This is a genomic window from Fervidicola ferrireducens (assembly GCF_001562425.1).
GTDB classification, from domain to species: Bacteria; Bacillota; Thermosediminibacteria; order Thermosediminibacterales; family Thermosediminibacteraceae; genus Fervidicola; species Fervidicola ferrireducens.
Genome location: NZ_LOED01000035.1, coordinates 1 through 18,879 on the forward strand (window position 1 = coordinate 1; position 18,879 = coordinate 18,879).

The 18,879-nt window shown below is 46.0% G+C and carries 17 protein-coding genes, 1 tRNA gene and 1 pseudogene; 16 read left to right on the forward strand and 3 right to left on the reverse strand.

All coding sequences use genetic code 11. The features are described from left to right. Positions 1-121 precede the first annotated feature (121 nt). The 6 genes from selA to AN618_RS10415 all read left to right on the forward strand — a co-directional run bounded on the left by selA (position 122) and on the right by AN618_RS10415 (position 5,912). Positions 122-1,528 carry an L-seryl-tRNA(Sec) selenium transferase gene (gene selA / locus AN618_RS10390; RefSeq protein ID WP_066354722.1) on the forward strand — a complete coding sequence of 469 codons (1,407 nt, stop codon included), beginning with the start codon at positions 122-124 and terminating at the stop codon, positions 1,526-1,528. Beyond that, positions 1,525-3,444: a selenocysteine-specific translation elongation factor gene (selB, locus tag AN618_RS10395; RefSeq protein ID WP_066354724.1), complete on the forward strand. Its 1,920-nt coding sequence runs from the start codon at positions 1,525-1,527 to the stop codon at positions 3,442-3,444. The genes selA and selB overlap by 4 nt, the downstream gene beginning before the upstream one ends. 63 nt (positions 3,445-3,507) lie before the next feature. Continuing rightward, on the forward strand, positions 3,508-4,227 hold the full coding sequence (locus tag AN618_RS10400; protein ID WP_066354725.1) for an ABC transporter ATP-binding protein: 720 nt from the start codon (positions 3,508-3,510) through the stop codon (positions 4,225-4,227). A 33-nt stretch (positions 4,228-4,260) separates the two neighbouring features. Further along, complete coding sequence (locus AN618_RS10405) at positions 4,261-5,031, forward strand: ABC transporter permease (protein ID WP_066354728.1); 771 nt, start codon at positions 4,261-4,263, stop codon at positions 5,029-5,031. A 60-nt stretch (positions 5,032-5,091) separates the two neighbouring features. Then, positions 5,092-5,186, forward strand: a tRNA-Sec gene (locus AN618_RS10410). A gap of 75 nt (positions 5,187-5,261) precedes the next feature. Next, entirely contained in the window at positions 5,262-5,912 is a 651-nt protein-coding gene (locus AN618_RS10415) for a DUF4350 domain-containing protein (RefSeq protein WP_066354730.1), read from the forward strand. Here AN618_RS10415 and AN618_RS10420 read toward each other — a convergent pair. Then, the gene (locus AN618_RS10420) at positions 5,909-6,325 is read right to left on the reverse strand and encodes a bifunctional nuclease family protein (protein ID WP_066354731.1); all 417 of its coding nucleotides are present in this window, start codon (positions 6,323-6,325) and stop codon (positions 5,909-5,911) included. The genes AN618_RS10415 and AN618_RS10420 overlap by 4 nt on opposite strands. Positions 6,326-6,595: 270 nt before the next feature. Here AN618_RS10420 and lat point away from each other — a divergent pair, with 270 nt between their 5' ends. The 3 genes and pseudogenes from lat to AN618_RS13910 all read left to right on the forward strand — a co-directional run bounded on the left by lat (position 6,596) and on the right by AN618_RS13910 (position 10,469). Beyond that, the gene (gene lat, locus AN618_RS10425; RefSeq protein WP_066354732.1) at positions 6,596-7,933 is read left to right on the forward strand and encodes an L-lysine 6-transaminase; all 1,338 of its coding nucleotides are present in this window, start codon (positions 6,596-6,598) and stop codon (positions 7,931-7,933) included. A 163-nt stretch (positions 7,934-8,096) separates the two neighbouring features. Further along, positions 8,097-9,401 (forward strand): annotated as a pseudogene (locus AN618_RS10430) (MATE family efflux transporter). Between the two features lie 108 nt (positions 9,402-9,509). Beyond that, positions 9,510-10,469 carry a resuscitation-promoting factor gene (locus AN618_RS13910; RefSeq protein WP_187694921.1) on the forward strand — a complete coding sequence of 320 codons (960 nt, stop codon included), beginning with the start codon at positions 9,510-9,512 and terminating at the stop codon, positions 10,467-10,469. 46 nt (positions 10,470-10,515) lie between these two features. Here AN618_RS13910 and AN618_RS10440 read toward each other — a convergent pair whose 3' ends face one another. Beyond that, positions 10,516-11,757, reverse strand: coding sequence for a D-alanyl-D-alanine carboxypeptidase family protein (locus AN618_RS10440; RefSeq protein WP_066354733.1), 1,242 nt, complete (start codon positions 11,755-11,757; stop codon positions 10,516-10,518). A 132-nt stretch (positions 11,758-11,889) separates the two neighbouring features. Between AN618_RS10440 and AN618_RS10445 the strand changes: the two genes are divergently transcribed. Both AN618_RS10445 and AN618_RS10450 read left to right on the forward strand, forming a co-directional pair. Further along, a complete protein-coding gene (locus AN618_RS10445) occupies positions 11,890-12,306 on the forward strand; it encodes a hypothetical protein (protein WP_066354736.1) in 417 nt (138 codons plus the stop codon). Further along, a complete protein-coding gene (locus AN618_RS10450; protein ID WP_066354737.1) occupies positions 12,303-13,247 on the forward strand; it encodes a YetF domain-containing protein in 945 nt (314 codons plus the stop codon). The genes AN618_RS10445 and AN618_RS10450 overlap by 4 nt, the downstream gene beginning before the upstream one ends. 4 nt (positions 13,248-13,251) lie before the next feature. Here AN618_RS10450 and AN618_RS10455 read toward each other — a convergent pair whose 3' ends face one another. Next, positions 13,252-13,917 carry a DUF1638 domain-containing protein gene (locus tag AN618_RS10455; protein WP_066354738.1) on the reverse strand — a complete coding sequence of 222 codons (666 nt, stop codon included), beginning with the start codon at positions 13,915-13,917 and terminating at the stop codon, positions 13,252-13,254. 156 nt (positions 13,918-14,073) lie between these two features. Here AN618_RS10455 and AN618_RS10460 point away from each other — a divergent pair, with 156 nt between their 5' ends. The 5 genes from AN618_RS10460 to AN618_RS10480 all read left to right on the forward strand — a co-directional run bounded on the left by AN618_RS10460 (position 14,074) and on the right by AN618_RS10480 (position 18,803). After that, positions 14,074-15,441: a uroporphyrinogen decarboxylase/cobalamine-independent methonine synthase family protein gene (locus AN618_RS10460; protein WP_066354740.1), complete on the forward strand. Its 1,368-nt coding sequence runs from the start codon at positions 14,074-14,076 to the stop codon at positions 15,439-15,441. A gap of 51 nt (positions 15,442-15,492) precedes the next feature. Beyond that, positions 15,493-16,146, forward strand: coding sequence for a cobalamin B12-binding domain-containing protein (locus tag AN618_RS10465; RefSeq protein WP_066354742.1), 654 nt, complete (start codon positions 15,493-15,495; stop codon positions 16,144-16,146). Between the two features lie 16 nt (positions 16,147-16,162). Further along, on the forward strand, positions 16,163-16,909 hold the full coding sequence (locus AN618_RS10470) for a GntR family transcriptional regulator (RefSeq protein WP_066354743.1): 747 nt from the start codon (positions 16,163-16,165) through the stop codon (positions 16,907-16,909). Positions 16,910-17,056: 147 nt separating this feature from the next. Next, complete coding sequence (locus AN618_RS10475; RefSeq protein WP_066354744.1) at positions 17,057-17,872, forward strand: methyltetrahydrofolate cobalamin methyltransferase; 816 nt, start codon at positions 17,057-17,059, stop codon at positions 17,870-17,872. 19 nt (positions 17,873-17,891) lie between these two features. Further along, positions 17,892-18,803, forward strand: a complete 912-nt coding sequence (locus AN618_RS10480) for an amidohydrolase family protein (RefSeq protein WP_066354745.1) — start codon at positions 17,892-17,894, stop codon at positions 18,801-18,803. Positions 18,804-18,879 lie beyond the last annotated feature (76 nt).

Sequence of the window (18,879 nt, forward strand, 5' to 3'; positions counted from 1 at the left end):
CCCCTGTCGCCCTGCCCCTCGGAGGGCAAATCAAATATCCGGGAAGGAGGCGAAAGCCTGGTCTGGGGGCCGGCTTGGCTGGAGATAAAAACAGTCAAGTTTTTTGAACCAGGTTCTTTGGTTGGATAAAAGAGAGGTCTTAAGGAAATTACCGAAGGTAAGCGAGCTTATGGAAGAAGATTCCATAAAAGTGCTCGAGCAGCAATACGGAAGACAGCTGGTTTTGAGCGCCGTAAGGGAAGGAATAGAGGAAGTCAGGCGTTTGATTGAAAGGTCCCTTGAAATGGGGTTTGAAATCCAGGCAGATGAAGAGGACTTCAAAAGAGAAGCTCTGGAAAGGACAGTGAAGCTCGCCTCCAGGTACGGTTCTTACAGCCTGAAAAAGGTTATAAACGCCACCGGTGTGGTGCTGCACACCAACCTGGGCAGGGCGCCGCTGCCGGAGGAAGCCTTGAAGAATATTGTCGATGTGGCTCGCGGATACTCGAACCTTGAGTTTGATCTGGAAGAGGGGAAAAGGGGGGAGCGATATGACCATGTCCGGGGGCTTTTGTGCGACATAACCGGCGCCGAAGATGCGATGGTCGTAAACAATAACGCCGGTGCGGTACTGCTGGCGCTTTCGGCCCTTGCTTCCGGCAGGGAAGTTGTAATATCCAGGGGGCAGCTGGTGGAAATAGGTGGCAGCTTCAGGGTACCCGATGTCATGGCCCAGAGCGGTGCCACTTTAGTGGAAGTGGGGACCACCAACAAAACGCGGATCGCCGATTACGAGAGGGCCATTAACGACAATACCGCATTGCTTTTGAAGGTCCACACCAGCAATTTTAAATTCGTAGGCTTCTGGTCCGAAGTGAAAATTGAGGATCTGAAATCTTTGGGGCTGAAGTACGGTATACCCGTGATGGAGGATTTGGGAAGCGGAGTTTTAATCGACCTTGCGAAATTCGGACTGCCTCCTGAACCCACGGTTCAGAGTTCGGTTAAGGCGGGAGCTGACATAGTTACCTTCAGCGGCGACAAACTCCTTGGCGGCCCTCAGGCTGGTATTATCCTGGGGAAGAAGGAATATATAGAAAAAATAAAGCGTCACCCCCTCACGCGGGCCCTTAGAATAGATAAGCTCACTTTAAGTGCCCTTGAGGCGGTTTTAAAAATTTACAGGAATGAGGATTACGAAAAGATTCCCGTTTTAAAGATGCTTTTAAAGTCCCCCGAAGAAATGGAAAAGACTGCCAAAAAACTGGCCGGAGAACTCAAAAAAGTAGTTCTCGACGAGGGGGCGATAGAGATTATGGATGACGCTTCTGCGGTGGGAGGAGGTTCCCTCCCGGGCGTTGAACTTCCGACGAAAGTCGTTGCGATAGCGATTCGAACATTAAGCCCCGATGACCTGGCAAAAAGGCTGAGGTCGGCCAGGATTCCGGTAATAGGCAGGATAAAAAAGGACAAATTCCTTTTGGATATCAGAACCCTATCGGAGGATGACTTAAAAGTTATACCAGAAATGGTGGGGAGCGTGCTATGAGTGGTGTGATAATCGGCACGGCAGGCCACATAGATCACGGAAAAACCACACTGATAAAGGCAATGACGGGCATAGATACCGACAGGTTGAAGGAAGAAAAAGAAAGGGGTATTACAATTGACCTGGGTTTTGCCCATCTTTTGCTGCCGAGCGGCCGGAAAGTAGGAATAGTCGACGTGCCCGGTCACGAGAAATTCGTGAAGAATATGCTGGCAGGGGCAGGCGGGATAGACCTGGTGCTGCTGGTTATTGCAGCCGACGAAGGTGTGATGCCCCAGACCAGGGAGCACCTTAATATTCTTCAGCTTCTCAATATAAAAAAGGGCATAGTTGTGGTGACCAAAAAGGACCTGGTGGACGAAGAATGGCTCGAAATGGTAAAAGAGGATATCCAGAAGGAACTGAAGGGAACCTTTTTGGAAAATTCACCCATGATCTTCGTATCAGCCGTAACGGGAGAGGGAATAAAGGAACTTGTTGAATTAATCGACAGGATGACCGCCGAAAGTTACGAAAGAGACTTAGATTCGCCCTTTCGCCTTCCAGTAGACAGGGCTTTTTCAATTCCGGGGATAGGTACCGTGGTGACCGGAAGCCTTATATGCGGCCGCATAAGTGTAGGGGAAACGGTGGAAATCTTCCCAAAAGGGCTCCTTTCGAAAGTCAGGTCCATAGAAGTCCACGGGGAGAGCAAAGAGTCGGCTTATGCCGGCCAGAGAACGGCGGTGAATTTAAGCGACGTGAAGCCGGAAGACATATCAAGAGGCGATGTGGTTTCGAAGGTAAAGGCTATGATGCCGGTAAACAGGGCCGCCGTCTGGTTTAAGCTCCTTAAAGACTCGCCGAAGGCCTTGAAAAACCGAGAAAGGGTCAGATTTCATGCGGGGACCGGCGAGGTTATGGCTAGGATAAGTCTCGTAGAGGGCGATGAGCTCCTCCCCGGGATGGAAACCTTTGCAATCGTTGATTTTGAAGAACCCGTTGCGGTCGTTTATGGAGATTACTATGTGGTCAGGAGTTATTCTCCCGTCTACACCATAGGAGGCGGACAGGTTCTCTTCGTCAACCCTCCAAGATTAAAGAGAGCGTTGAAGGATAAGGCCTTGGAGGCTTTGAAAAAGGCAAAAGAAGGAGGCCTTGAAGATTTTATCGTAGGGTTTGTATCGGTCTTCGGAAGTCCCAACATTCCGGTCAAAGATTTGGTGCCGTATACGGGGAAAAGCTTTGAAAGGTTGATGGAAGCTGCTAAAAGTCTTTCCGAAAAGGGAAAAGTTTTGGTGTTACATGTGGGCACGGAGGATGAAGTGTTTGACATAAAGTTTTACGAGGAAAAGAGGGCGCGGGCAAAAGAAATCCTGGAAAACTACCATCAAAAATTTCCTTTGAGCGAAGGTATGGCAAAAGAAGAGCTTAGGAGCCGCCTTGACCTTGCCGGAAAAGTTTTTGAAGCCTTGCTGGATATGTGGGCAAAGGAAGGAATAGTGGAAAGCAGGGGCAAGACGGTTCAACTTAAGGGATTTACCGTGAGGATGGACGAAAAACAAAAAAAGATAGCCGATATGCTGCTTCGTGAGTTTAAGGAAAAGGGATGGGCTCCTCCGAGCGTCGAAGAACTTCAGGCGTTATTCGGCGTCGAGGCAGGCGCTGTAAAGGAAGTGCTGAACTGGCTCGTATCTAAGGGAGATATAGTTAAGATCGGCGAGGAACTTTATATGGCGAGGGAATGGGTAGAAAGAGCCCGCGAACTTCTGCGGGAATTTTTTAGAGAAAACGGCGAACTTACCGTGGCGCAGTTCAGGGACATGCTGGGGACCACCCGGAAGTACGCCCTGCCCCTTTTGGAATACATGGACGGAATAAAAGCCACGAGGCGCTTGAAGGATACCAGGGTCGCCGGTATTAGATTATATGAATAAAACGTACAAGATTACAGCCGCTTCTTGAGGCCTCTTATTTTTTTGCGGAGGAGGCAGCACAATATGCTAACTGTTGATCATCTGACAAAGACATACCCTGGCGGGCGACGAGCACTTTGTGATGTCTCTTTTTCCCTTTCTGCGGGTGAACGGGTGATACTGTTGGGGCCAAATGGTGCCGGAAAGACAACTTTGATCAAATGTATACTTGGCCTGGTCAGGCCAGACAGAGGCCGTGTAATCTTAAATGGGCGTGACATTCTAAAGGATCCCAATTATGGCAAAGAACAGATAGCAGTTCTCTTCGAGGAGGCCGATAATTCGTATGCTTATTTGACCGTTTATGAAAATCTTGTGTATTTCGGCCTCCTTAACGGTATCGACCCCAAACACGTGCGTTCCCGAGCAGATTCAATACTGCAACTGGTGGGTTTGTCCGATAGAGCCCGTTGCTTGGCACAAAGTCTATCGCGCGGAATGAAGCAAAAACTTGGTGTCGCCATTGCCCTTATCAAGGATGCTCCGCTGCTCTTCCTAGACGAGCCGACCCTTGGTCTTGACGTGGAGTCGCAACATCACATGCGCCTTCTTTTGATAGATAAAAGCCTTTCGCGGCGTGCTATTCTCATTACTACTCATGACATCAATTTTGCTTACGCTGTAGGCACGCGTTTCCTTTTTATTAAGAACGGAACACTCATCGGAAATCTAATTAAAGCCGTAATCTCAAATGCATCAGATTTAGAAAAACTCTTCTTGACTGCAGTTGCAAGTTCCAAGTGACGGCAACATAGATGAAGAAGAGGAGTGCTTCATATGGCGCGTAACTTCGGCAACACGCTCTACGCATTTTTCATTAAAAAGAAAGCAGAATACAGGCGATATTGGCTTGACTTTGCAGTAGGGCTGGCGATTAAGTTCATTTTTTTCCTCGGAACTCTTTACGCCAGCCCGATTCATACAGGATCGGAGGCCGTGATTCGCCTGTTTGGATTTAGTATTTGGTATCTGTGCGCCCATGTCGTGTCGAAATTAGGGAATACCGTGATCGAAGAGGCCTACCTAGGCACCTTGGAGCAGGTGTTATCTACGAGAGCAAGACCCTGGCAATTAGTTTTTGGTCTCATTGTTGCAGAGATCTTATTCTCGTTCCTCTGGATTGCCATATTTTTTGTGATGGCAGTATTGATTGTAGGGGTGCACCACTTTTGGTCAGGCCTTGTGACGCACTCATCAAGTCTGCTGATATTCGGCATTATTAGCCTGATAGGAATGATCGGTGTTGGGTTAACCATATTGGGGCTTTCGCTGCGATTTAAACATGTTGGTTCCATAACGGAGGTGCTTTTATACTATCTGCTTGTCTTTTCGGGGTTTTTCTTACCGCCGCAATTTCTGCCTGATTTCTTACATGCTCTGAACGCACTATCTCCTCTGGCATGGGCCGTAAAGGGTATGAATGAAGGATGGTCTGCATTGCCCCCTGCGATCATGTCATCGACAGCCTGGATTCTTTTAGGGATGCTGATACTTATTACTCAATGGAATTGGGCCAGGCAAAGTGGACGCTTAGGCACATACGTTTAAGGCTGTGGAGAAAGCTAGCTTGAAAAAAGCATTATTTTCTGCTATTATAATTCTGTGTACGGGGGCAGATAGGTCCTGGTGGGCCTCCTGGTCTTCAAAACCAGCGTCGGGGGCAAAACCTCCGAGGTGGGTTCGATTCCCACATGCTCCCGCCAATTTGGAATTCCGGCTTTCAGATGACTCTGAAAGCCTTTTTTTAATATAAAAATATGTCTGGGGAGGGGGTAGATTTGCATAAAGTAGCTTGGAGCAGCTCCCACGGCGAATTCCTCATTAGCGATTCTTACTATTTTTCGATTCTGGAGAGGGAAACCAAAAAACACGGCATCGAAATAGTGGAAGTGGCGGATTTCGAGGAGTTGTTTTCTTATCCGGTGGTGGTCTTCAACTACAGCGAGCGCCCTTTTGACGAACGAGAGATTGAAATAATAGAGAGGGCGGTGAAGCAGGGAAAACGCGTTATATTTACCGGTCATTTCAACAACAAGGACAACGTGGCAAGGATATGCAATGAGGTCAGCGCAAGATTCGGCCTAAGGTTAAAAGAAGATGAAGTGGTGGACGATGAAAATTTCGCTTCGGACGACTGCAGAATGGTGATTACTTCGCAAGTCGAGGCTTTCAGCGATGGTGTAAAAAAAGTGGTCTTTCCGTACAGCGCTCCGGTCGAGATTTTGAGTTCGGAGGCTAGAGTTGTGCTAAGGGGAGAGGAGACTTCCCGCGATGGCGGCGGAGAAAGGGCGCCGGTACTTGCGGCTGAACGTCCGTACCCTTCCGGGGGAAGTCTGGTGCTGTGCGGAAGCTGCCTTTTCTGGGACAACTATTCCATCCTGAGAGAAGATAACCTGACCTTTTCGTTAAACCTGCTCAATTTTCGTTAGTCTTCACTAGGTTCGTTATCGGTCAGGTCATACGTGAATTCAACGAGCCTCGGTTTCATGAAAATCGGAGCGCCGCAGCGCAAGGCCAGGGCTATGGCGTCGCTGGGCCTCGAATCAATTACTAAATTTTTGCCGTCAAGGGTTATGTGAATTTCGGCATAGTAAGTGTTGTCCCTTATATCGGTTATAATTATTTTGTCAAGCTTTCCACCCATGCTTTCAATTACGGATTTTAAAAGGTCATGGGTCAAGGGGCGGGGAGGTTTTATTCCCTGGAGGGGCAGGGCTATGTTGTTCGCCTCTAGGGGTCCGATAGCAATGGGCAGCACCTTCTTTTCCTCTTGGTCTACTAATAGTATCAGATACTCTCCCATCGGGCTTGTGACGACGGACTTAACCTTCATTTCAAGCATTTTTACCACCTCTTACATTCTTCAAGATTAATTATAGCATTTATTCGGAAATAGTAAATTTGAGCGGAATGTGAAAAGGAAATTATGGCAAGATGCAAGAAAATTTGCACGAGATGCAATATTTTTTAGCATTTTTTTAAAGAGAAACGGGCTCAAAACCGTACTTTTATATGGCATGAAAATTGCTGAATTTGTCGTTGAAAAATTTTTATAAAGTGTTTAATATATATAATATGTATTGTATAATTATGCATAAGGAGAGGTGGTAAAATGCTTAAGCCCGAAGAGGTCATTCCGACCCTGGAAAAGTACATGCTGGTTGACGGTTTTCCCGTTGTCGTAGACATGGAAAAGTCGCATGGTTGCCGCATAGTGGATGCAAGGGACGGCAGCGAGTATCTGGACTTTTACACTTTTTTTGCATCATTGCCCTTGGGGGTCAATCATCCAAAACTGGCAAATGAAGAATTCAAGGAGAGGGTATTCAGAGCGGCCATAAATAAGGTCGCGAACTCGGACATTTATACAATTGAAATGGCTCAGTTTGTAAAAACCTTCATGGAATTTGCGGCACCAGATGGTTTTGACCATCTCTTTCTGATAGATACCGGCACCCTCGCCGTGGAAAATGCGCTGAAAGTCGCTATGGACTGGAAGGTCAGAAAAAATATAGAAAAGGGATACAAGGAGAGCGCGCAAAAAGGTACAAAGGTAATTCACTTTAAAGAGGCTTTCCACGGCCGAAGCGGTTACACTTTATCCCTTACGAATACCGCAGACCCGAGGAAGCACATGTATTTTACCAAATTCAACGACTGGCCGCGCATACTTAACCCCAAGATCATATGGCCGCTCGAAAAACACCTGGAAGAAGTCAAAAAGGCCGAACAAGAGGCATTGAAGCAGATAAAGGAAGCCATTGCGGAAAGTCCCGACGACATCTGCGCCATTATCATAGAACCTATTCAGGGAGAAGGCGGAGACAACCATTTTAGACCAGAATTTTTGAAAAGCTTGAGGGAAATTTGCGACGAACACGAGATTATGCTGGTATTTGATGAAGTGCAGTGCGGCATGGGTATAACCGGGAAAATGTGGGCTTTCCAGCACTTCGGAGTGGAGCCGGATATCTTTGCTTTCGGCAAAAAAGCCCAGGTTTGCGGAATCTTATCCAATCACCGGGTGGATGAGGTCGAGAGAAATTGTTTTGTGGAAAGCAGCCGGATAAACTCCACATGGGGCGGAAACATAGTCGATATGGTGAGGGCTACGAGAATTCTGGAAGTGATGATTGAAGACAGGGTGCTCGACCATGTAAACAGCGTATCACAAGTGCTCCACAAATACCTCCATGCGCTGGAAGATGAGTTCCCGAACCTCGTGAGCAACGTGAGGTACAAAGGGTTGATGGCGGCTTTCGACCTGCCTGATGCCGAATTGAGAAACAAATTCCACAGGCTGTGCTTTGAAGAAAAGATGCTGGTTTTGACTACCGGGGTAAAAGGAATACGATTGAGGCCTATCCTAACTGTTAGCGAGGAAGACTTAGAAGATGGGTACAACCGCCTGAGGAACGCATTGAGAAAACTTAGCTTGCAAAAAGGTTAATGTCCATATAAAGCCCGCTGAGAAAGCGGGCTTTTTGCTTTCTTGGCAAACCACTGATCGACAGGGTATAATATAATTCGGTCGTCAAAAATCGCATCAGCGGAGGATTCCCATGAAAGAAGTACAACAAGCCGTAAAAACGGTCTCACTTCGAAAAAAGATAATGAGGTTGGCGGTTCCGGCAATCCTTGAAATGATATTGGGCACCGTTGTGTGGGTGGCCGATACGGCTATGATAGGGCGTTTGAGTGCCGAAGCGTTGAGTGCTGTCGGGCTAGGAGGACAGCTAGCATTTAACGTAACCTATGTATTCGGTGCTTTAGGCGACGGAGCTTTGGCGATGGTATCGAGGTCCGTAGGTGCGGGCGATAGAAAAAGGGCCGATTACGTATCGGAGCAGGCCTTAATTATGTCCGCTTGCCTGGGGGTAATCCTCGCTTTAATATATTTTTTTGGTGCTGAATGGATTTTTGAGCTGCTGACCGATGACCCCGAAGTTATCGCCCTCGGAACGAAATACCTGAGAATCCTTGCTTTTGCTGTCACCTTCATGGTGCCCACCTATGTGGTTAATTGTGCATTGAGAGGGGCGGGAAACACGGTTGTACCCATGTTATCGGCTGCGATAGGTAACATCCTTAATATCGCAGGGGATTACGTTTTTATTTTCGGCAACTTCGGATTTCCGAGGATGGAAGTTGAGGGGGCGGCTCTTGCTACGACGATTTCACAAATCGTCGCGGCTCTGGTTACTTTGGGCTATGCCGGTTCCGGACGGGCTAATATAACTATAAACCTCAAAAAAGCCGGTCTTCCGGATTTAAAATTGATGCGCGGGTTGTTTTCGCTGAGTCTTCCTTCTTCCCTGGAAGAACTTTCCTTTGGTGCGAGCAGGCTGCTCTCCTCCGCTTGGATAAACAGGCTGGGAACGATGGCTTTTGCTGCCCATCAGGTGGCGGTAACCGGTGAATCCCTTTCTTTTATGCCGGGGTACGGTTTTTCTGTGGCGGCCTCGGCGATAGTTGGGCAAAGCCTGGGGGCAAAAGATTAAAAAGCCGCCGAAAAAGCCGCCTGGGAGGCTGCCAGGCTCTCGGCCATCCTCATGGGGATGACAGCTGTTTTGTTTTTCCTTGTACCGGAAAAGATAACAGGTATTTTTACGAACATACCGGAGGTGAGGGCCCTTGCGGCAAGATGCCTGAAGATCGGCGCATTGGAGCAGGTGAGCATCGCCTATTCTATGACGCTCGCAGGGGCGCTCAGGGGAGCGGGAGATACTAGAGGACCTTTTCAGGTTACCTTGATAACTTTGTGGCTTGTGAGGATACCCCTGATTTTTCTCGTCGTATTTGTGTTCAGGTCAAGCCTCGAATTCGTCTGGGTGACCACGGTTGTACAGTATTTTATAGAAGCCCTTTTGATGGGCAGGAAGTTCAAAAAAGGTGACTGGAAGAAAATAATGATTTGAATTGTGTATGTATTCGGACACTTGACATATAATATATAAAAAAATTAATATATAAATAGAGACTTTTTTGAGTCTCAATGGGGCACTATAAAGTAAGGAGGAGTTTTTTTGCAGACAAAAACTCGGCTATGGGTCATCACCCTGGTCGCCGCAGCGGGAATTTCGTTGGCCCTGTGGGGACACCATAGCAGGGAGAAAAATGTGACCATCGTAGATGCCGGGAAAAAAATCGAAGTTAAGACATATAAATCGACCGTCGAAGATTTGCTGAAAGAAAAGAATATTTCGGTTTCGGAAAATGACGTGGTCATACCCGATGCATCTTCGAAACTCACCGATGGGTGCGTAATTCAAATAAAGCGGGCTTTTGATGTGAAAATTACCGCAGACGGAAAAGAATTTGCAATCAAAACCCAGCCCGATACGGTGGAAAACATCGTAAAAAGAGCAGGAATAAAGCTCAACGAAAAAGACAGGGTTGAACCCTCCAAGGCTACATACGTGGAAAGCCCCGTGGCCATAAAGGTCGTCAGGGTGGAGGAAAAAGTCATAGAGGAATTGCGGAAAATCCCCTATAAGAGAGTTTCACGGGTAGATTATGACCTTCCCATAGGGCAAACAAAACTGGTGCAAAAAGGTCAGGATGGCCAGGAAAAGGTTGTGACGAAGATCAGGCTGGAAGATGGGAAGGTGGTGGAGAAAAGCACGGAAAAGGTCGCGATAAAACCGGCCGTGCCGGAAATCGTCGTAAAGGGAGGCCTAATGGTTGCATCCCGTGGAGGTGTGGAATTCGAATATACTAGAAAGCTCCGGATGCTGGCTACGGCTTATACCCATACCGGAAGCCGAACTGCGACCGGCACGGTGCCCCGGGTAGGAGTCGTTGCGGTGGACCCCGATGTGATACCGCTGGGGAGCAGACTATATGTAGAAGGTTACGGCTTTGTGAGAGCCGAAGATACGGGTTCCGCCATACAGGGCAACAGGATAGACATTTTCGTTGAAACCGAGGCTCTAGCGCGCCGGTTCGGACGCAGGTGGGTGGATGTATACATTTTGAAAAAATAGAAAATGGGCTTGTCCGGGTTTTTTCGGGCAAGCCCATTTTTTACATTCACTTTTTCTTCTTTTGGATGTACCTATACGAATTAAGGTAATGGTGGTTTCGACGGCGCCTGTACCTTTTTATGCCCACCGATATTCGAAAAGGCACATAAATTAGTCCGATCAGAAGGGACGGCCAGAACCACCAGCGGGTGTAAATTTTGCGGGGTACATCGGCAGCCGCTACGAGGGGTATGCTCCCGATTTTCGCTCCGTCCTGGTAAAATTCGAGGGTTCCCAGCACCTGGCCTTTGGCAACGGGTGCTTTAATGTCGCCAGGTATGTTTTTTTTGATTTCTATGGGGGCACTTCCTCTTTCGACTACGGCGGAAAAATCTGCCGAAGTAACTAAATCAACGGGAGTTCCGAACCTGACCGGAAGTTTTTCAACCACTTCGCCTTTTTTAATTAAGTCTTTTTTTTCAAAGTTGTTAAATCCGTACTCGAGTAAAGCTTTTGCGTCGGCATATATATTTCGGCCCTGGGATTTTAAGACTACTGCCAAAAGCTGCCAACCGTTTCTCGTCGCCGAGGCCACTATAGTCTGTCCGGCCGAACGGGTGTAACCGGTTTTCACCCCGTCGGCACCTTCAAAATTCCATAAAAGCTTGTTGTGATTTATCAGAGTTCTGTTCCATTCCTTGCCCTGCCATGGGATGTAAAAAGTTTTGGTGGCTACTATTTTCCTGAATTCAGGATGGTTTAACAGGGCATACCGGGCAATTAAAGCCAGGTCGTAAGCTGTAGTGTAATGGTTTTTATCTGGCAGCCCGCTTGGATTTACGAAATTGGTGTTTTCAGCCCCAAGGCTTTTTGCCTTTTCGTTCATCAATTTCGCAAAATCGGGCACGCTTCCCGCTATGTGCTCTGCTATGGCCACCGCGGCATCGTTTCCCGAATTCAGCATCATGCCGTAAAGCAGCTGCTCGAGAGTAAGCCTTTCCCCTTCTTCCAGGTATATGCGGCTTCCATCGACCAAAGTGGGCTCTTTTCCGATGGTGACGGTATCCGATAGATTCCCTCTTTCAAGAGCGAGTACTGCAGTCATAATTTTGGTGGTGCTGGCGGGTTCGAGCTTCTGATGGGCGTTTTTTTCGTAAAGAACCCGTCCGGTTTCTACGTCCATTAAAACTCCCGCAAGACCCACTATGGAAGGCGGTGAAGGTGAGGGTGCGGCGTCTGCCCTTTCCGCTGTGATGAGCATAAACAAAAGCAAAATTGCAATTAATTTACGGCATACTGACCTTATCATCTGGCACCTCTCAGCGGGTACTATTTATGACCTTTTTTAGTATAACAAAAAACTAAAGAAAAGCAAAGTCGGAATAAAAAACACGGAAAATCTCAAAATAAATAAGTACAAAGATAAAACGGGGGGCTTGAGATGGCGAGGACCAAGATAAAGACGGCCGGATTTATCGTAAACTTTCAGGATCTCCTGGACAATGTGACAAGTGGTTTGAAAGCCATAGAGGAAGATTTTGACGAGGCTTTGCAGAGACTCCTTGTAAAATCTTCCGGACATATACAATTGAGTAAAAAACTGGGAGAAATCGCATTAATCACCGACTTCATGAAAACCCAAGATTCAAGCGTAAGTGCGGCGGAAATAAAAAATCTTATAAAAGCCATGAAAAGAAGGGTTTATGAATGCATTGAACTCTTGATGTGTCAGGTTCAAAAAAGCATGATAAAAGCAGTGGAATCCCTCGGTGAAACTCAAGAGGGTATCGTGATGGTGGACAAACTACATAAGTTGCTGAAAAGTTTGGAAAGGCTGGAGAGGGTGATTGAAGAGTGAGCGGGCAATTAAAGGAATTCGCTCTGCTTTCCTTGCGCTCGGCGATTCTTTTTGCGGTCAGCCTGGTGCTCGTGCGAATTATGGGTAAAAGGACCATAGCTCAACTTTCGCCTTTCGACCTCATACTGATTATTATAATGGGGTCTGCTATCGCCATACCCCTGGAGGATTTTAAAATATCCTTGAGGTTCGGCATAGTGCCAGTAGTGGTGATGTCAGTTTTAAATTACATTTTAGCAATAATAATCACTAAAAACAGGAAATTGGAAAACGTTCTGCAGGGAACTTCGACTGTTCTCGTTAAAGACGGGGAGGTAATCACAAGGAACCTCAAAAAAGAACGCATTACCGTAGCGGACCTTTTAATTCTCCTCCGGGAAAAAAATATAACGGACATAAACGATGTCCAGGAAGCGACGATTGAGCCCAACGGAAAGCTCAGCATATTGAAAAAAAAGGAAAGGGAAGCCGTTACGCTCAAAGACTTGGGATTGACGCCTTCATCGGGGATTTTTCCTACAGTGGTTGTGCACCAGGGGCGGGTGGTGAAGGATAATCTCGAAATTCTGGGGGTGGGAGTCGAGGTGTTGCTTTCCGAATTGAGAAAAAAGGGAATAAGCCGCCTGTCGGAAGTCAAAGCCGCCTGGTTCGACGAGGAAGGCCAGCTTGAAACAGACATTGTGGGAAACGGCAGGTTTCGAAGGAGGGCGGAAAGACACGACGGCTTTTTCAGCAAACTGGGAGTAAGCGCCGATACTATAAAAAAAGAATTCGGCATCGACCCTTACTTATTTCTCGACGCCGTATCTTTGGGATTAAAAGATGAGGAAATATCCAATTTGCTGGGGTATGAGGTCAAAAAGGTTAAAGAACTCAGGGAAAGGTTAGGAAATGTTGGAAGCGAAATTGGACTGTATTACAAAAAAGACCTGCCCGAATGATCTTTTAAAAATTCGCGGCTTTTCTTTCATCACCGTTCACAATGTGAGAAAGGTCAACCTTTTCTCCTTTTTTTATTATAACGAAATTTTTCTCGTCGTACGGCCCCGTCAGAATTTTCTTCAAAAACTGCAAATCTCCTTCCTGGCTATCTACGTTCAGACCGATCTTTTCTGCAAACTCCTGAATTTCCTTTAAATACTTTTCGGTATCGTAAGTGCTGGTTTCAAGGAGCATGAATTTTGTGTAGTTTTTAAGCATCAGGCGGAACAATTTCTTTGTCCTCTCCTCACCGTAACGTTCCAAAGCGATTTTGTATTCTTGTACAATACTTGCCGGGCTTTCGATCCAGCGTCTTGTCAGGTAATACGCATCTTTTAGCCGTTCCGATTTTAACAGCATGGAAATGCAATCGTTTACCCTCGGGAAAATTAAATTGGCGGTGGTAGCCTTCAAGCCGAGGAGGGCGTTGCCGCAGTATCCGTAAACCAGGATTATGTTGTCGGTGCCTTCCAGGCCGTCTATAATTTCCTGAAGCTTCGCCTTTAAGCGTTCGGGTTCGGAGTGGTATCCAGAGTCCACCCAAATTACCGGATCTTGGGAGTTGATTTCGTCCATTGCCTGCTGCAATTCGTCGTGAATCATTCGGCAGGCTATAATTGTGTTTTTCATATTTATCCCCGCTTTCGTGTTTTTCTTTACAATATTATGAAATAAAAGATATTGAAAATCAAGTTTGATTTTTAGGAATATGATGTTTTCTAAAAGGTCAAAAACCTGTATAATAAAAATGAATTTTTAAAATATACCGAGGCGGGTGGGCATCCAATGGAAGACGCAAAGGTGCTGCAGCAGGAGAGGATAAGCATATATCACGATATATACGATGACAGGGTGCCGAAAAGAGTTCCGGTGAATATAAATCTTCCTTTCGAAGTTATAGCCCAGTTTGGCGGCCTTGACCTGAGGCAGGCTCACTGGAATCCGGCCATGCTGGAAGAAGCGGTTGATAGGATATGCGAGTTGGTTTACTCCGACGTATGCGTTTTTATGGGCTCTTTCAGATATCCGTCCTTTTATCATATCTTAAAGTCACAATCCTTTAAGATGGCATCAAACGGTTATATTCAGCATCCGGAAGTATCGGGAATGTATCCGGAGGACTACGATTACCTGATAAAAAACCCTTATGACTGCCTTGTAGAAAGGGTTATCCCTAGGCTATATAAAGCCTTTAATCCGGACGACCCTATAGGGTTTGCTTTGAATTTCGCAAAGAGCCTCCTGGCCTATAAAGAGGATTTCACCTTGTCGGCTGAGATAAGAAAGAAGATGATCGACAAGTACGGCTACTATCCGGAAGGTTTGTTTTCGGAAAATTGCGGTTTTACCGAAACCCCTTTTGATTTTTTGGCGGATCAGCTTAGAGGTTTCAAGGGGATAAGCAGGGATATAAGAAAAATGCCGGGCAAAGTCGCGGCGGCCTGTGAAGCCCTGTACCCGCTGGTATTCAAAAAAGGACTCCCCAAAAAAATATCCAAATATTCCCAGGTTTTTCTGCCCCTCCACATGCCGCCTTTTTTAAGAGAAGAAGACTTTGCAAAGCTATATTGGCCTACGTTTAAGAGAATGCTAGATGAATATGCCTCGATGGGGATTCGCTGTACGATTTTTTGCGAACATGATTGGATGAGACATCTGGATTATCTTTATGAGCTCCCCACGGATACCACTTTGTGGTTCGAATACGGCAATCCCAAACTTATAAAGGAAAAGTTGGGCAAAAAACACATAATAACCGGCCTTTATCCCATCATGAATTTAAAAACGAAGACCAAAAAAGAGTGCGTGGAGGAAGCGAAAAGGTACGTCGACATCCTGGCGCCGGGAGGAAAATATATATTTAATTTTGACAAAAGTCCGCTTCTTCTCAGCGATATAAAACTTGAGAACCTGTGTGCCGTCGCCGAAACGGTAAGGGATTATGCCGTTTATACCAACCCGGGAGAGGTAGCGGGGATGGTCTTTAAAAAAGAAGACTATAAAGCGTCGGCTTTGAAGAATTTTGAAAGCAGGTATTACATCAGCCGGGAAGAGTACGAAAAGCTTTATCCGGAGCTTTCAGATTTTGCCCGGGGCAAACTAGAGAGGCTCGATGACGAGATGTTCGATTATCTGATGTTCCTCCTCTTATAAAAAATTGATGAAAGCCAATTTAAGGTATATAATTTTGCAAGGAGGGATTTTATGAAGAATATCATAACTTTAAATGATCTGATAATAAAGGCTGTTGAGGAATTGGATGAGGAAAGGGTTATAAAGCTAGCAAGCAAGGCCTTGAAATCCGGAATGGACCCGCTCTTTTTGCTGGATCTCATTAAAGAGGGCGTGAAAAGGGTAGGGAAATTGTACGAGGAGCAGAAATATTTTATCGCAGATCTTATAATGGCCGGACTCATTTTTAAAGAAGTTCTTGAATTAGAAGAAATAAAAGCGCAGTTTCAAAGGAAAAGCGATGAGATAGAAGGGAAAATAGTGGTAGGGACGGTAAAGGGTGACCTGCACGACATCGGCAAGGACATTTTTAAGGGTTTGATGGAAGTGAACGGCTTCGAAGTTATAGACCTGGGGGTGGATGTGCCCGAGGATGCCTTCGTGAAAAGTGTAATTAAATATAAACCCGACATTGTAGGGCTCAGCGGGGTACTGACAACTACGGTAGAGTCAATGAAGGATGTGGTTGAAGCCCTGGTGCAGGCTGGAGTTAGAAACAGCGTTAAAATTATTTTGGGAGGAAACCACATCACCAGGGAGGCGTGCGAATATATTGGTGCCGACAGTTTTACCAATGATGCATCAGAAGGAGTAAAGATATGTAAGCAGCTCTTAAAATCAAAATGAAGCGGGGAGATGTGCCATGCGACTGCCGATATATTTAAAAATTGCTCAGGATATAAAAGAAAAAATAAACAGCGGAGAACTAAAACCCGGAGATCCCATTTACTCGGAAAACACCCTGTGCAAGACGTACAAAGCCAGCCGCATGACGGTAAGGAGAGGTTTAGCTTTGCTTGCCAGCGAAGGTTACATCTACTCCATTCCGGGAAAAGGCAGCTTCGTGAGGGAGCCTGACAACAACTCCTATACTCTTTACTACAACGAAATGAAAAACCTCGTTAACAGCGTTGATAAAACGAAGCTCCTGGAAGTAAGCATCACGCTGCCCAATCAAAGGTTGATAAACAGCCTGCAGGTCACCAGAAATAAAAAGATAATCCTGATAAGGAGGCTGTTTTTTACCGAAGGGGAACCGGTGGCCTACGACGTGAAATACCTGCCGTATTGCAAGGGAATGCCCATCGTGGAGAAGGAAATTCAATACGCGACTTTTCCGGAAATGGTCGCAAAGAAGATGTCGCTTTTTGCAATAAGAAAGGAATTGATCATCTACACTCAGATGCCGGACGAGGAAATCAAAAAGTATCTTAACATATATAGCGACCTTCCGCTCATGGTGGTAGAACAAAAACTCTACGATAGGGAGGAAAGACCGATAGGGCTTGGGATAACGTATTACAGGGGAGATTACTGCAAGCTGTATGCCGAATCGTATTTTTCGGATAGTTTATTGAATGAAAAATATAAAAATGGTGTGGAAACTTAAAGTATATTTTTTTATTTACGCAACATTTGAAAATGAACTACATTGACAAAAATTTTAAAATATGCTAACCTATAATAAGAAACACATACATGTATATACAAGATTTTTCAAGAGAAAGCAAAAAATCTGTTTAAAGGGGGAAGCCGGATGATAATAATTGGTGAAAAAATCAACGGGACAATTCCGCGAGTCCAAAAGGCCATTGAAGAAAGGGATGAGGCATTTATTCGCGATTTGGCCGTAAAACAGGCTGAAGCAGGGGCGGACTATATTGACGTGTGTGCGGGAACTTCTCCTGAACAGGAAGAAGAGACTTTGATATGGCTCATGGAGATAGTACAGGACGCTGTCGAAAAGCCGCTTTGCATCGACAGTCCCAACCCCAGGACTATCGAAAAGGTTTTCAAGTACGCCAGAAAGCCGGGGATCATAAATTCGGTTTCCGAAGAGAAGAATAAATGCGAAATCATATACCCGCTGATACAGGGAACCGAATGGCAGGTAATCGGGCTTACCTGCGATAACGACGGTATCCCCTCCGACGTGGAAAAAAGGATAAACATAGCAAAAATCCTTGTAGAAAAAGCAGAAAAATACGGGATAAGTCCTGACAGAATACACATAGACCCGCTGGTTATAGCACTTGCCACCGACAACCAGGCGGTGCACAAATTTGTGGAGGCCATGGAAGGCATAAAGAAGATGTTTCCGACTGTAAAGGTCACCTCCGGCTTAAGCAACGTTTCCTTCGGATTGCCTTACAGGAAGGCCATCAACCAGGCATTCTTGACAGTCGCTGTATTTGCCGGAATGGATTCTGCCATCATGGACCCCACTAACAGAGATGTAATGACGGCCCTTTTTGCAGCGGAGGCTATAGCCGGGCGGGATAAATTCTGCAGGAAGTACGTAAATGCTTACAGAAAAGGGCTCCTTGGGCCTGCTAAGGACGCGGTAAAATAAAAAATCTCGGGATGATTCGATGTTCGTAGATTGCCATATACACATTTCGTTAGATGGGAAGGATTCGAAAAAGTGGCGTTGCCTGATAACGGAGAAAAAATACGAGCCTATAAAAGATATCTTAAATTTATACAAAAAGAAAAATATTTTAGTGCTGCGCGACGGCGGCGATAATCTCGGGATTTCGCAGATCGCAAGGGATATTGCGGCATCCCTCGGAATAATATACAAGTCTCCGGGGTGGGCGATTTACAAAAAAGGGAAATACGGCAATTTTTTAGGGAAGCCCGTGAGCGGGATAGACGATTTTAAAGACGTGTTTGCCGAAATACGTAAGGTAAAAGCCGACCATTTAAAAGTCATTTTAACGGGCCTTGTAGACTTTGATTGCTACGGAAAAGTGGGGGAGATTGCCTTTACTGAAAATGAGCTGACCTACATGGTACAATCTGCTAAGGAAAAGGGTCTGCCGGTGATGGTGCATGCCAATTCCCCTATGGGAGTGAAAATGGCCATAGAAGCTGGTGCCGATACGATAGAGCACGGATATTTTTTAACGGAAGAGGAACTGCATATGATGGCCGAAAAAGGTGTGGTGTGGGTGCCGACTCTAGCGCCTCTTGGGAATATTCTGGAAAACGGAGAACTCCGCGCACTTTACAGCGATAAGATAGAAAACATCCGGAAGATTTTTGATGGACATTTGAAAGCAATAAAAAAGGCATTGAGTTTGGGGGTGAAAGTGGCTGTTGGAAGTGATTCCGGTTCTTTAGGAGTACATCACGTCCAGGGCTTTTTCGATGAAGTAAGGCACTTTAAAAAGTGCGGCATTTCCGAAAAAGAGATATACAAGATGGCGGTTGAAAATGGACTTAAGGCCTTGGGTATGGATGCCAAAAGCGAGTTTTTAAGGAGGACACCGATTTCATGAAAATGAGCACTAAAAGGATAACCTACATGGCGATGTTCGTGGTGCTGAACATAATACTTACCCGAATTGCCAGCAT